General features: G+C 71.9%; 13 protein-coding genes. 10 read left to right on the forward strand and 3 right to left on the reverse strand.

Translation table 11 applies throughout. The features are described from left to right. Nucleotides 1-3: 3 nt before the first annotated feature. Nucleotides 4-1,464, reverse strand: coding sequence for a protoporphyrinogen oxidase (hemG, locus tag ACFZBP_RS04690; protein WP_391409912.1), 1,461 nt, complete (start codon nucleotides 1,462-1,464; stop codon nucleotides 4-6). Between the two features lie 161 nt (nucleotides 1,465-1,625). Between hemG and ACFZBP_RS04695 the strand changes: the two genes are divergently transcribed. Together ACFZBP_RS04695 and ACFZBP_RS04700 are read left to right on the forward strand one after the other, a co-directional pair. Then, nucleotides 1,626-2,657 carry a DUF4349 domain-containing protein gene (locus ACFZBP_RS04695; RefSeq protein ID WP_391409914.1) on the forward strand — a complete coding sequence of 344 codons (1,032 nt, stop codon included), beginning with the start codon at nucleotides 1,626-1,628 and terminating at the stop codon, nucleotides 2,655-2,657. 27 nt (nucleotides 2,658-2,684) lie between these two features. Further along, the gene (locus ACFZBP_RS04700) at nucleotides 2,685-4,097 is read left to right on the forward strand and encodes an FAD-dependent oxidoreductase (RefSeq protein ID WP_391409916.1); all 1,413 of its coding nucleotides are present in this window, start codon (nucleotides 2,685-2,687) and stop codon (nucleotides 4,095-4,097) included. Nucleotides 4,098-4,188: 91 nt separating this feature from the next. On the opposite strand, the gene ACFZBP_RS04705 is transcribed toward ACFZBP_RS04700, so the two are convergent. Beyond that, on the reverse strand, nucleotides 4,189-4,518 hold the full coding sequence (locus ACFZBP_RS04705; protein ID WP_383445887.1) for a hypothetical protein: 330 nt from the start codon (nucleotides 4,516-4,518) through the stop codon (nucleotides 4,189-4,191). 125 nt (nucleotides 4,519-4,643) lie between these two features. Here ACFZBP_RS04705 and ACFZBP_RS04710 point away from each other — a divergent pair, with 125 nt between their 5' ends. After that, nucleotides 4,644-5,465, forward strand: a complete 822-nt coding sequence (locus tag ACFZBP_RS04710; protein WP_383445884.1) for a rhomboid family intramembrane serine protease — start codon at nucleotides 4,644-4,646, stop codon at nucleotides 5,463-5,465. 6 nt (nucleotides 5,466-5,471) lie between these two features. On the opposite strand, the gene hemE is transcribed toward ACFZBP_RS04710, so the two are convergent. After that, nucleotides 5,472-6,527 (reverse strand): uroporphyrinogen decarboxylase, encoded by a 1,056-nt coding sequence (gene hemE / locus ACFZBP_RS04715; RefSeq protein WP_391409919.1) that lies wholly within the window; start codon nucleotides 6,525-6,527, stop codon nucleotides 5,472-5,474. A 104-nt stretch (nucleotides 6,528-6,631) separates the two neighbouring features. On the opposite strand from hemE, the gene ACFZBP_RS04720 reads away from it, so the two are divergent. The 7 genes from ACFZBP_RS04720 (at nucleotide 6,632) to ACFZBP_RS04750 (ending at nucleotide 12,059) form a co-directional block, all read left to right on the forward strand. Then, a complete protein-coding gene (locus ACFZBP_RS04720; protein WP_383445877.1) occupies nucleotides 6,632-7,309 on the forward strand; it encodes a DUF3000 domain-containing protein in 678 nt (225 codons plus the stop codon). A 246-nt stretch (nucleotides 7,310-7,555) separates the two neighbouring features. Beyond that, on the forward strand, nucleotides 7,556-8,218 hold the full coding sequence (locus ACFZBP_RS04725; protein WP_391409922.1) for a LuxR C-terminal-related transcriptional regulator: 663 nt from the start codon (nucleotides 7,556-7,558) through the stop codon (nucleotides 8,216-8,218). Between the two features lie 354 nt (nucleotides 8,219-8,572). Beyond that, on the forward strand, nucleotides 8,573-8,893 hold the full coding sequence (locus ACFZBP_RS04730) for a DUF4333 domain-containing protein (protein WP_383445874.1): 321 nt from the start codon (nucleotides 8,573-8,575) through the stop codon (nucleotides 8,891-8,893). A 128-nt stretch (nucleotides 8,894-9,021) separates the two neighbouring features. Beyond that, the gene (locus tag ACFZBP_RS04735; protein ID WP_391409924.1) at nucleotides 9,022-9,729 is read left to right on the forward strand and encodes a hypothetical protein; all 708 of its coding nucleotides are present in this window, start codon (nucleotides 9,022-9,024) and stop codon (nucleotides 9,727-9,729) included. A 176-nt stretch (nucleotides 9,730-9,905) separates the two neighbouring features. Next, nucleotides 9,906-10,217, forward strand: a complete 312-nt coding sequence (locus ACFZBP_RS04740; RefSeq protein WP_391409926.1) for a WXG100 family type VII secretion target — start codon at nucleotides 9,906-9,908, stop codon at nucleotides 10,215-10,217. Nucleotides 10,218-10,227: 10 nt separating this feature from the next. Next, a complete protein-coding gene (locus ACFZBP_RS04745) occupies nucleotides 10,228-11,427 on the forward strand; it encodes a putative T7SS-secreted protein (protein ID WP_391409928.1) in 1,200 nt (399 codons plus the stop codon). A 110-nt stretch (nucleotides 11,428-11,537) separates the two neighbouring features. Next, nucleotides 11,538-12,059, forward strand: coding sequence for a hypothetical protein (locus tag ACFZBP_RS04750; RefSeq protein ID WP_391409930.1), 522 nt, complete (start codon nucleotides 11,538-11,540; stop codon nucleotides 12,057-12,059). Nucleotides 12,060-12,065: the final 6 nt, after the last annotated feature.

The following is a 12,065-nucleotide window of genomic DNA, read 5'->3' on the forward strand; positions in this document are numbered from 1 at the left end:
CCCTTATTCTCCCGCTCCGCCGTGCAGACTCTGCACCGGGTGGGCGGTGAGCTCCTCCACACCGCGCAGATCGCCTTCGAGCTGGTCGGCGGCCGCGTAGGCGCTCGCGATGCACGCCGGGATGCCCACGCCGTCGTACTGGGCGCCGCAGACGGCGAGGCCCGGGACCTTGGCGACGTGCTCGCGGACGCGGGCCACGCGCGCGTGGTGGCCGACCGGGTACTGGGGCAGGCCGTCGGTCCAGCGGGTGACGCGGGTTTCGAGCGGGGTGGCGTCGAGGCCGGTCGCCGCCTTCAGGTCGTGCCGGGAGACGTCGACGAGGTGGGCGTCGTCCCGCTCCAGGATCTCCGTCTCGCCGTACCGCCCGACGGAGGTGCGCAGGACGATCACGTCCGGGTCCTCGTCGGCGATCCAGCCCCACTTCTGGGAGGCGAACGTGGACGCCTTGATGGTGCGCCCGTCCACCGGCGGCACGAGGAAGCCGCTGCCCGCCGGGAGGCCGGTGTCGGTGCGGCGGTAGGCGAGGGTGACCAGGGCCATCGAGGCGTACTCGACGCCGTCCAGCTCGGTGGCCGCCTCGGGGGCCTCGGCGCGCAGGAGGGCGGCGGCGGCCGGGGCGGGGACGGCGACGACCACGGCGTCGGCCCGCAGCACCCGGTCACCGGCGACGACGCGCCACCCCGTGGGCTCCACGCGCCGCAGCTCGGTCACGGGCGCCCCGGTGACGATCTCGCCGCCCCGCGCGCGCACCGACTCGGCGACGGCGAGCGGGAGTTGGCCCACGCCGCCCTCGATGCCCATGAACACCGGCCCGGTCTGCTGGTTGGCCGCGGCCTTGGCCTGGATCTCGCGGACCGCCTCGGTGAGGGAGTCGTGCGTCCGCGCGGCCTGGTAGAGCTGCGGGACGGCCGAGCGCATCGAGATGCGGTACGCGTCGCCCGCGTACACGCCGCCCAGCAGGGGCTCGACCAGCCGGTCGACGACCTCGCGGCCGAGACGTGCCGCCACGTACTCCCCGACCGCCACGTCGTCCCCGACCTCGGTGCGGGGCAGGTCGGCGTCGCGCTCGATGCGCGCCAGGCCCTCGTCGGACAGGACGCCGGAGAGGGCGGACGCGGTGCCGGGGACGCCCATCACATGCCCCTTGGGCATGGGGCGCAGGGCACCGCGGGTCCAGATCGAGGCGGTGGCGGTGGCGGGCGGCTGGAGGCGCTCGTCGAGCCCCACCTCCCGGGCCAGGGCGACGGCCTCGGGGCGGCGGGCCAGCATCGACTCGGCGCCGAAGTCCACGCGGACGCCCGCGATCCGGCCCGGCAGCAGCTTGCCGCCGACCCGGTCCGACGCCTCGAGGACGGTCACCTGCCGGCCGGCGTCCAGCAGCCGGTGGGCCGCGGCGAGTCCCGCGATCCCGCCCCCGATGACGACGACCCGCCCCGCACCCGTACGACTCTCCACTTCGCGCATGTCGACAGCCTCTCAGACCCCACTGACAATCCCTGCGCGCCCCGGTGTCCTCCACGAGTCCTGACCGTGACCGCATCGGGACCGGTCACCGCCAACGTTCCGCCGGGCCCCTGCGTCGAAGAAGCATCAGTCGCCACGACGACCATCGGGGGTACGCCCACATGCGCACACGACGTTCCGCACCATCGGCACGATCCGTAGGCTCCGCACGATCCGTGCGTCCGGTCCAGGCCCTGGCCGGAGTCCTTCTCGCCGCGGCTCTCGCGCTCACCGGTTGCAGCGCCTCGGACGACTCGGGGGCGGCCGGCAGCAAGGCCGCCGCCGGAGACGGCGCGCAGGCGGACTCGCGGGCGGGGACGCAGGAGGGCGCCCCGGGCAGTGGTCCCGGCGCCGGCAAGGCGACCACGCCGCCCAAGGCCACCGCGAGCCACATCATCCGCACCGCCTCCCTGACCGTGCAGGTCAAGGACGTACCTAAGGCCCTCGACGAGGCCCGCACCACGGCCGAGAACGCGGGAGGCTACGTCGGCAACGAGACCACCACCCGCGACGAGGAGGGCCACGAGCAGACCCGTGTCGTCCTGCGCGTGCCCGTCGACCGGTACGCCGAGGTCCTCGCGGACCTGGAGGGCGCGGGCAAGCTGATCGAGCGCAGCGCCAAGGCACAGGACGTCACCGACCAGGTCGTGGATGTGGAGAGCCGCATCAAGTCGCAGCGGGCCAGCGTCGCCCGGATCCGTGAGCTGATGGACCAGGCGACCAGGCTCAGCGACGTGGTGACGCTGGAGGGCGAGCTGAGCTCCCGCCAGGCCGACCTGGAGTCGCTGCTGGCCCAGCAGGCGTCCCTGAAGGACCGCACCAGCCTGGCCACGATCACCCTCTCCCTGTCGGAGACGCCGGTGAAGAAGGCGGTGGCGAAGGACGACGACCCCGGTTTCCTGGACGCGCTCGCGGGCGGCTGGGACGCGTTCGTGACGATGCTGCGCTGGCTCGCGGTCGTGATCGGCGCCGTGCTGCCGTTCGCGGCGGTGGCCGCGCTGATCGTGCTGCTGTGGCTGAAGGTCGTGCGGCCCCGGCTGCCGCGCCGCCCGGAGCCCACGCCGGTGACGACCGCCCTGGGTCCGCTGCCGACGGCCCGCCCGGCACCGCGCCCCACGCGCGCGGGCGACGAACAGAGCGGTGAGCAGGACTGAAATGCGGGGCACTCGTAGCGTGTTCGCATGAACATGAGCGCTGCGAGGGGTGTGCCGGGTACGCGGGAACGACTGGTCGTGATCGGAGGGGACGCCGCGGGGATGTCCGCGGCGTCGCAGGCGCGGCGCCTCAAAGGCGCCGCCGAGCTGGAGATCGTGGCGTTCGAACGCGGCCACTTCACCTCCTTCTCGGCCTGCGGCATCCCGTACTGGGTGGGCGGCGACGTCACCGACCGCGACCAGCTGATCGCCCGTACGGCCGAGGAGCACCGCGCGCGGGACATCGACCTGCGCATGCGGACGGAGGTCGTGGAGATCGACGTGGCCGGCGCCCGGGTACGCGCGCGTGACGTCGAGTCCGGCGACGAGTACTGGACGTCGTACGACAAACTCGTGATCGCGACCGGCGCCCGCCCGATCCGCCCCGACATGCCGGGCGCCGACGCCCCCGACGTCCACGGTGTGCAGACGCTCGACGACGGTCAGGCCCTCATCGACACGCTGACCCGCACGCGTGGCCGTCGCGCGGTCGTGGTCGGCGCCGGCTACATCGGCGTGGAGATGGCCGAGGCGCTCATCAACCGCGGCTACGAGGTCACGGTCGTCAACCGGGGCAGCGAGCCCATGTCCACGCTCGACCCCGACATGGGCCGCCTGGTGCACGAGGCCATGGAGGGCCTGGGCATCACCATGGTCGACGACGCCGAGGTCACCAAGGTCCTCACCGGCGAGGACGGCCGGGTCAGGGCGGTGGCCACGGAGGACGCCGAGTACCCCGCGGACGTCGTCGTCCTGGGCATCGGCGTCCGCCCGGAGACGACCCTCGCCCGCGCGGCCGGCCTCCCCCTCGGCGACCACGGCGGCCTGCTGACCGACCTGGCCATGCGGGTGCGCGGCCACGAGAACATCTGGGCGGGCGGCGACTGCGTGGAGGTCCTCGACCTGGTCTCCGGCCGGGAACGCCACATCGCCCTCGGCACCCACGCCAACAAACACGGCCAGGTCATCGGCACGAACGCCGCCGGCGGCTACGCCACGTTCCCCGGCGTCGTCGGTACCGCCGTCAGCAAGGTCTGCGACCTGGAGATCGCCCGCACGGGCCTCCGCGAGAAGGACGCCCGCCGGGCCGGCCTCCAGTACGTCACAGCCACCATCGAGTCCACGAGCCGCGCGGGCTACTACCCCAACGCCTCCACCATGACGGTCAAGATGCTCGCCGAACGCCGCACGGGCCGCCTGCTGGGCGTACAGATCGTGGGCAGGGAGGGCGCGGGAAAGCGCGTCGACATCGCAGCGGTGGCCCTGGCAGCAGGCATGACGGTGGAACAGATGACGTCCCTGGACCTGGGCTACGCCCCACCGTTCTCCCCGGTCTGGGACCCGGTACTGGTGGCAGCCCGCAAGGCGTCAAAGGCGGTGAACGCCGGGACTTCCCAGTAGGCGGCGCGGGGTACCGCCCAGGGGCGCGGCGAACTGCGCGACCAGCCGCAACGCACCCGCACCCGCCGAGCCACCCACACCCCCACGGCGACTAGGCGGATCCGTTGATCCTCTCAATGGCCTGCCGAGCCTGCTCGGCGGGCGGCCGAGAGGGCAACGAAGACACCGACGCACTCACACTCGGCGGCATCGCGGCAGCGGGCTGCTCCCCTGCCGGCTTCGCATGCGCAGCACTTCGCGCGGAGCGCAACCGGTGACTCACGGCCTCGTCCAGCGTCACCGGCCGCTGCATCTGCGAAGCGAGCCGTCCGGCCTCCTGGCCCAGCCGGGCCACGTCTTCCCAAGGCAGCCGCACCACCACGGAGATCTCGGCCTCCCCGTCGGGCAACGCGTGCATCGCAGGAGTAACTCGGTCGTTCATCGCCTGTTCCTCACGTAGACCCCGCGACCCGCCTTCCCCGTGCCGCGGGCGGTTGAGAGGAGATACGCACACCCGGACGGCGCCGTTCACCGATTCGCCGGACGTATCCAGGGCAGAAGAACCTCGTGGTCATCCCCGTCCATGACGTGAACCCGGTGCGCCGCACGCCCTGGGTGACATACGCGCTGATCGCCGCGAACGTCCTCGTCTTCCTGTCCACGCCCGGCATAGCCGGCTCCGTGGCCGGTGAGAGCAGCCTGGCCCAGACGTGCCATCTGCACGCGTTCCTGGACCACTACGCGGCGGTGCCGAGGGAGTTGGTCCACGACCAGCTGCCCGGCGTGGTCCCCACCGGCGACGTCGCCGTCGGACCGAACGGCCCCGGCTGTGTGGTCGGCCCGCCGGACTACGACAAGTCCCCGGCGCTGTCGGTCCTCACCGCCCTGTTCCTGCACGGCGGTTGGCTGCATCTGCTGGGCAACATGCTGTTCCTGCTGATCTTCGGCAACAACATCGAGGACCGCATGGGCCATGTGCGGTACTTCCTCTTCTACGTCGTCTGCGGCTACGCGGCGTCGTACGGCTTCGCGTTCCTCAACGACGACTCGGCCGACCCGCTGATCGGCGCGTCCGGGGCCATCGCCGGCGTGCTGGGCGCCTATCTCGTGCTGTATCCGAGGGCCAGGGTGTGGGTGCTCGTCCCGTTCCTGGTCTTCCTGCCGCTGCGGCTGCCGGCCTGGCTGGTGCTGGGCTTCTGGTTCGTGCTGCAGGCGGTGTACTCGAACGGCGAGGGCGTCTCCGACGCGGGCACCGTGGCGTACGCGGCGCACATCGTGGGCTTCCTGGCCGGGATGGCGCTGGCCTGGCCGCTGAAGCCGGGGACGCCGCCGCCACCGGAGCCGCGCGGTCTGCTGTTCGGCAGGAGGGCGCGGCCCCACACGTGGTGAGCGTCGTCAGCGAGCCGTCCGCGTGTGGACGTACTCGACGAGCCGGGTCAGCGCGTCCGGGTCGGTGGACGGCATGACGCCGTGGCCGAGGTTGAAGACGTGGCCCTCCAGGCCCGCCGCCGCGTCGAGGACCTCACGGGTCTTGGCCTCGACCGCCTCGGGGGTGGCGAACAGGACGGTCGGGTCGAGGTTGCCCTGGAGCGCCTTGCCGGGGCCGACGCGGCGGGCGGCCTCGTCGAGCGGGACGCGCCAGTCGACGCCGACGACGTCCGCGCCGGCCTCGCCCATGAGGTTCAGCAGCTCGCCGGTGCCGACGCCGAAGTGGATGCGCGGGACGCCGTAGCCGGCGACGGCCTCGAAGACCTTCGCGGAGGCCGGCATCACCGAGCGCCGGTAGTCGGCCGGGGCGAGCGAGCCCACCCAGGAGTCGAAGAGCTGGACCGCGGAGGCGCCGGCCTCGATCTGCACCTTGAGGAAGGCGGCCGTGATGTCCGCGAGACGGTCGAGCAGGTCGGCCCAGAGCTCCGGGTCGCCGTACATCATCGCCTTGGCGTTCTCGTACGTGCGGGACGGGCCGCCCTCGACGAGGTAACTCGCGAGGGTGAAAGGCGCGCCGGCGAAACCGATGAGCGGGGTGGCGCCGAGCTCGCGGGTGAGCAGGCCGATGGCCTCGGTGACGTAGGAGACGTCCTCGGGGGTCAGGTCGCGCAACCGGGCGAGGTCGGCGCGGGTGCGGATCGGGTTCTCGACGACCGGGCCGACGCCGGGCTTGATGTCGAGGTCGATGCCGATGGCCTTGAGGGGGACGACGATGTCGCTGAAGTAGATCGCCGCGTCCACGTCGTGCCTGCGCACGGGCTGGAGGGTGATCTCGGTGACCAGCTCGGGCCGCATGCAGGACTCGAGCATCGGAATGCCCTCGCGCACCTTGCGGTACTCCGGCAGGGAGCGCCCGGCCTGCCGCATGAACCACACCGGCGTGTGCGGCACGGGTTCGCGCCTGCACGCCTTGAGGAAAGCGGAGTCGTACGTGGCTGTCGGCGGCGTCTGGTTGGCACTCACGGGGGCAAGTCTCGCACGGCCGCATCCGGCCCGGCGCCGGGGTCGCCGTGTTGTCCGGGTGTCCCTCCCTGCACGAAGCCCCCGTTCCCCTTAATCTTCCCGGCATGGCTGCGGCTCAGGAACGACTGTCGGACGGTACTGGCGGGATGGACGACGCGAAGGGCACCGGGGAGGCGGACCGCGACGCGAAGAGTACGGCTCCGCCGGCGTTCCGCGCGGCGGTCGACGCCCTGCGCGGCAGTCGGCTGCGGCCGCAGATCGAGGTCGAGCAGACCAAGGCGCCCCAGCGGCTGGCCCCGTACGCGTACGCGCTGGAGGCGGCCGTCGTCGACGGCGACCAGGACCTGGCCGACGGCCGTCTGGTGCTGCTGCACGATCCGGCGGGCCACGACGCCTGGCGGGGCTCCTTCCGGCTGGTGACCCTGGTGCGGGCGGAGCTGGAGCCGGAGATGGCCGTCGACCCGCTGCTGCCCGACGTGTGCTGGTCCTGGCTGACCGGGGCGCTGCAGGCGCGCGGGCTGGCGTACGGCGAGCCGAGCGGCACCGTGACGCGCGCGAGCTCCCACTACTTCGGTGGCCTCGCCGAGCGCCCGGCGGCCTCGCAGATCGAGATCCGGGCCTCCTGGACCCCGCGCGAGGGCCTGGGCGGCGTGCCGGACACCGCGGCCCATCTGGCGTCCTGGTGCGATCTGCTCGCCCAGGTCGCGGGGCTGCCGCCGGCGGGACCGGGGGACGCCTCGGTGGTGACGCTGCCGCAGCGCCGCGACCCGCAGTCCCGCTGAGCCCTGCTCACGACTGTCGACGACGTGACACCAGTGACGGCGACTTGACCGTCACTTTGTCGATACGGCCACTTTCGGTCAGGAATCCGTCCATGATCGAACCGTTTTGCTCGCCGAACGATCGACCACGCGTCCGAATTGCCCCGATTGTTACTCACTAAATCGTGATCTTTCCCTAAAGGGCCAGAGGTTTGGTGCCGAAGACGACTGTGACCTTGAAAGCCGTCCCCGCACCCAGGAGGCCTGGTGTCCGTTCTCCTCGAGCAGCCCGCAAGCCTGGTCGCCTACCGCCCGAACAAGCCGACCGCCATGGTGGTCGTGGCCGATCCCCGCGTCCGCTCCACCGTCACCCGGCATCTCTGGGCGCTCGGTGTGCGTGACGTCATCGAGGCCTCGTCCATCGCGGAGGCTCGTCCCCGCATCGGCAACCCCCGCGACATCTGTGTCGCCGACGTCCATCTGCCCGACGGCTCCGGCCTGACCCTCCTGTCGGAGACCCGCGCCGCGGGCTGGCCGAACGGCCTGGCCCTGTCCGCCGCCGACGACATCGGTGCCGTACGCAACGCTCTCGCCGGTGGCGTGAAGGGTTACGTCGTCACCGGCACCCGCACCAACGTCGGGCTCCCCATCCGACCCGGTGCCGCTCCCATCGGCGCCGCCGCCGCCCGTATGCATCGTCGCCACCCGGGTGCCCCGAGCCACCCGGGCGGCTACCGCGAACTGTCCGGCCGTGAGGTCGAGGTGCTGCGGCTGGTGGCGGAGGGCCAGTCGAACAAGGCGATCGGCGTCTCGATGGGCCTGTCCGCCCTGACCGTCAAGAGCCACCTCGCCCGCATCGCCCGCAAGCTCGGCACCGGTGACCGCGCCGGCATGGTCGCCGTGGCCCTGCGGACCGGCATCATCCACTGACGCCGGTCATCCACCGGCCCCGACCGCTTCCCTGACCTCGACCACCCACTGACGTGCACGGGATCGGCCTCCGGTCCCGCCCGCGTCCCCCACCTGTCGTGGACCGGATCCTGTACTGGGCCGACTGGTTCACGACCTTCAGGCGCCCGCCGACGGAACGTTCCGTCGGCGGGCGCTGTCCATGTACGACCCCGGGAACGGCCCGTCCGGGGCGGACGCAGGTGAAGATCACTCGCGGGCCGGAGCGGGAGGATGTGAAGATCCGCCGGGTGGGCGACGGGGGCTGATAGACAGTCGCACTGACGAGCGTCATCTTCCGGCCGTCGTCTTCCTCCCGCCTCGAACGGAGCCGTCATGCCCAAGTCCTACTCGTCCTTGGCCTCGTGGAGCCTCGCCGCAGCGGCCTGCGCCGCGCTGCTGGTGGGCTGCTCGTCGGAGGCCAAGCTGGCCAAGGACGAGGTGGCGAACTCGGTGGCGGAGAAGCTCGCCGCGCAGACGGGCCAGCCGAAGCCGGACGTCACCTGCCCCGAGGACCTCGCCGGCAAGGTCGGCACCTCGCTGCGCTGCAAGCTCACCGCGACCGACGGCACCAGCTTCGGCGTCACCGTCAAGGTCACCTCCGTCGAGGGCAGCACGATCCGCTACGACATCAAGGTCGACGAGACCGCCTCCTGAGCCGGAGCAGGCCGCGCCCGCCGAGCCGTTCCGGCGGGCGCGGGGGAAATGTGTGACCGCGAGGTGCGGATTGTGATGGAGCGCCGGGGGGTCGGGCCCACACCGGGGCCGCGGGGGATGCTGACACCATGAGTGGAGCGGAAGCAGTCCTGATCCTGGTGTGGTGGAGCGGCGTCGCGGCGCTCGCGGTGTGGGCGGTCCGGCGCAGGGCCCGCAAGAAGCGTGCGGAACAGGAGGGGTACGCCCGGCTCCAGTCGTTCGCCGAGAGCCGCGGGTGGACCTACGAGGAGGGCGTGCCGAGCCTCGTCGACGCCTACGAGGGGGCCGAGCCGCTCCCGGACAAGGCCAGCAACGTCACGGGGGACAACGTGGTCAGCGGCACTTACCGCGGATTCGGCTTCCGCGCGTTCGAGTACCGCTATTACAACAAGGACGTCGACTCGGAGACGACGCAGGTCGTCGTCCACTCCGTCTGGGCCCTGAACCTGGGCGTGGACGTTCCGGACCTGCGGATCTACCGCGACGGCTGGTTCGACACCTTCTATCGGGGAAGGGCCATGGAGGTGGGCATCCCCCGGCTCGACAAGGACTTCCACATCGTCTCCCGCGACGAGGAGCGCGCCCGGCCGGTAGTGCTCGGCGGCCTGGCGGAGTTCCTCACCTCCGACCCTCGGGCCTTGGAGCTGCCGCTCCGGCTCCACGACGGTCAGCTGATCACCTCGCGTTCGCGGACCAGGCTGAGCGGTGAGACGTTCGACGAGCCCCTTGAGTATCTCGTCGACGCCGCAGGCCACTTGGGATCCCTGTCGCCCGCCCGTCCTCCGCAGGCGCCGTAGCGCAGCCGTTTCGAGGCGCACGATGCGGTCGCGCTATGAAGCTTCCCGGTAGGAATCATGTGAGGTCCGGGGCCGGTGTCGCTGCGTCTTTGCCTTTGGGAGACCCTCTTTCACGTTCTCAACAACCAGGGTGCGGACGTGCGTTCGCACCCTCTCGGACGTAGAGGGGGGAGCGGATGGGCCAGTTCGATGTCGAGCCGTCCGAGTTGCGGTCGGCTGCCAAGAAGATCAAGGACTCCGTGGGCCGGAGCGACAAGGTGAAGCTCGACGAACTCGGGGACTCCAGCGGTGACTTCGGCCACGGCGACGCGGCCAAGGAGTTCGGACAGCTGATGGCCACCTGGATGGAGGCCATCAAGAGCCCGATGAAGGAGGACGGGGAGACCTCGTCGGCCAAGCTGGACGAGAACGCCGCGTCCTACGAGCGCTCCGAGCGGGAGTCCCAGGACCGATTCACCGGGCCCGCGGTCGCCGGCCCGGGCTACTGACGGGGAAGCGATGGCGGCACAACTCGGGTCCACCCGGAACCCGCGCGAACTGATCCCGGGCAACCCTTCTAAGCTCACGGACGACGCGGACAAGCTCGACGGCCATGCGAAGACCCTCGACGGCATCGGGGACGAGCTCGACTCCGTCCGCATTCCCAGCTGGCACGGCCAGGCCAGCGACGCCTTCTGGGAGGACTTCTCGGGCCAGAAGCAGAAGTGGTACCGCGGCTCGGACTCGCTCGGCGCGGCCGCAGCAGCGCTGCGGGACTACGCCAGGGCCCTCGCGTGGGCCCAGGGGCAGGCGGAAGAGGCCATCCGGCTGCACGACGGAGGCGACGAGAGCGGCGGCGAGCAACTGCTGGCGTCGGCGCGCGCCCATGTCGAGGCGGAGGGCGACGCGGCGGCCAAGAAGTTCAAGGCGCAGGGCGGCGAGGGTGACAACGCGCCCGACTGGCTCTTCTGGGCCTCCGAAGCGGCGCAGGACGACACAGGCGCGACGTCCAAGCAACTCTTCGAGCTGGAACGGGCACGCGACCCACGGACCATCAGGACCTGGGGCGACCACAAGAACATGACGCAGGCGGAGCGCGAGGCCCTGCGCGAGGGCAAGGGTCCGGGCGTCACCGTGGCCGGCCCGTCCGTCACCGCCGATGCCAAGGTGTGGGGCGCCGAGGCCAAGGGCCGCGGTGAGTTCGCGGGCGGCGAGGTCTCCGGCAAGGCCGGCGTCAGCCTCCTCGGTGTCGACGCCTCCGCCGGGGTGGGACTCGTGGACGGGAACGCCACCGCACAGGCGTCCGGCAAGGCCTATCTCGCCCAGGCCACCGCCGAGGGCAAGTACGGGTTCGGTCTGTTCGAGGCCTCCGGCAAGGGTGAGGCGTACGTGGGCGCCGAGGCCGGCGTCAAGGGCTCCATCGGCACGGACGGCGTCCACGTCGGCGGCGAGGCCTTCGCCGGCGCCAAGGCCACCGCCGAGGGACACGCCTCCGTCGCCGGTGTCGGCGTCGGCGGCACGGCGGAGGCGTGGGCCGGGGCCGGCGCCGAGGCCCACTTCGACGCCGGCATGAAGGACGGCAAGATCGTCATCGGCGGCGACCTGGGCGTCGGCCTCGGCGTGGGCGGCAAGCTCGGCGGCCAGATCGAGCTCGACCCGGGCAAGATCACCGACGCGGCCGGCGACGCGGTCGACGCGGTCGGGGACTGGTTCGACTGACCGCCACGGGGAACCCAGCCGGGGGCGCCCCACCGTCCCCTCTCCGCTCCGTCCACGTCCCCCTCGCTTCCCGTACCGTCGCAACCCGTACCGCAAGGAGTTGATCCACCATGCCGGGCACACTTCCGGTCCCGCTCGAAATCGAGCTCCCGCAAGGCTGGCAGTCGGCGCCCCCGGAGGAGGTCGGCGCCCCGCACGCCGCCTTCGTCGCCCTGCACATGGCCTCCCGGGGCCAGGGCTTCGTGCCGAACATCACCGTCACCGGCCACCGCCTCGACGGCTCGTCGAGCCTGCACGGCCTCGCCGAGGAATCGGTGCGGCGGCTGCGCGAGAACGTCGGCGCCGTCGAGGTCGTCAAGCGCACCGAGGTGGGCACCTCGCCCGCGCCGGGCCTCATCGACGCCCCGGGGATCGTGCAGAACCTGCGCATCCAGGCCACCGTCAACGGGCAGCCGATGGAGCTCGCGCAGAGCCAGTTCCTCCTGGTGCTGGAGAGCGAGCGGCAGCGCGGCGAACGCGCCGAGATCGAGATCGCCCTGACCGCGAGGACGAGCCAGCTCCAGGACGTCCTGGAGGACTTCCAGTCCTTCCTCTCGACCCTGCGCCCGGCCTCCCCCTCCTCGGAGGGCTAGGGGGTG

This window comes from Streptomyces sp. NPDC008086 (assembly GCF_042957325.1).
Classification (GTDB): Bacteria; Actinomycetota; Actinomycetes; order Streptomycetales; family Streptomycetaceae; genus Streptomyces.

Coding starts and splice junctions, on each gene's coding strand:
- ACFZBP_RS04695 (WP_391409914.1), top strand. CDS start 1,626: ATGCGCACACGACGTTCCGCACCATCGGCACGATCCGTAGGCTCCGCA.
- ACFZBP_RS04735 (WP_391409924.1), top strand. CDS start 9,022: ATGAGTGGAGCGGAAGCAGTCCTGATCCTGGTGTGGTGGAGCGGCGTC.
- ACFZBP_RS04730 (WP_383445874.1), top strand. CDS start 8,573: ATGCCCAAGTCCTACTCGTCCTTGGCCTCGTGGAGCCTCGCCGCAGCG.
- ACFZBP_RS04740 (WP_391409926.1), top strand. CDS start 9,906: ATGGGCCAGTTCGATGTCGAGCCGTCCGAGTTGCGGTCGGCTGCCAAG.
- hemG (WP_391409912.1), bottom strand. CDS start 1,464: ATGCGCGAAGTGGAGAGTCGTACGGGTGCGGGGCGGGTCGTCGTCATC.
- ACFZBP_RS04700 (WP_391409916.1), top strand. CDS start 2,685: ATGAACATGAGCGCTGCGAGGGGTGTGCCGGGTACGCGGGAACGACTG.
- ACFZBP_RS04720 (WP_383445877.1), top strand. CDS start 6,632: ATGGCTGCGGCTCAGGAACGACTGTCGGACGGTACTGGCGGGATGGAC.
- ACFZBP_RS04705 (WP_383445887.1), bottom strand. CDS start 4,518: ATGAACGACCGAGTTACTCCTGCGATGCACGCGTTGCCCGACGGGGAG.
- ACFZBP_RS04745 (WP_391409928.1), top strand. CDS start 10,228: ATGGCGGCACAACTCGGGTCCACCCGGAACCCGCGCGAACTGATCCCG.
- ACFZBP_RS04750 (WP_391409930.1), top strand. CDS start 11,538: ATGCCGGGCACACTTCCGGTCCCGCTCGAAATCGAGCTCCCGCAAGGC.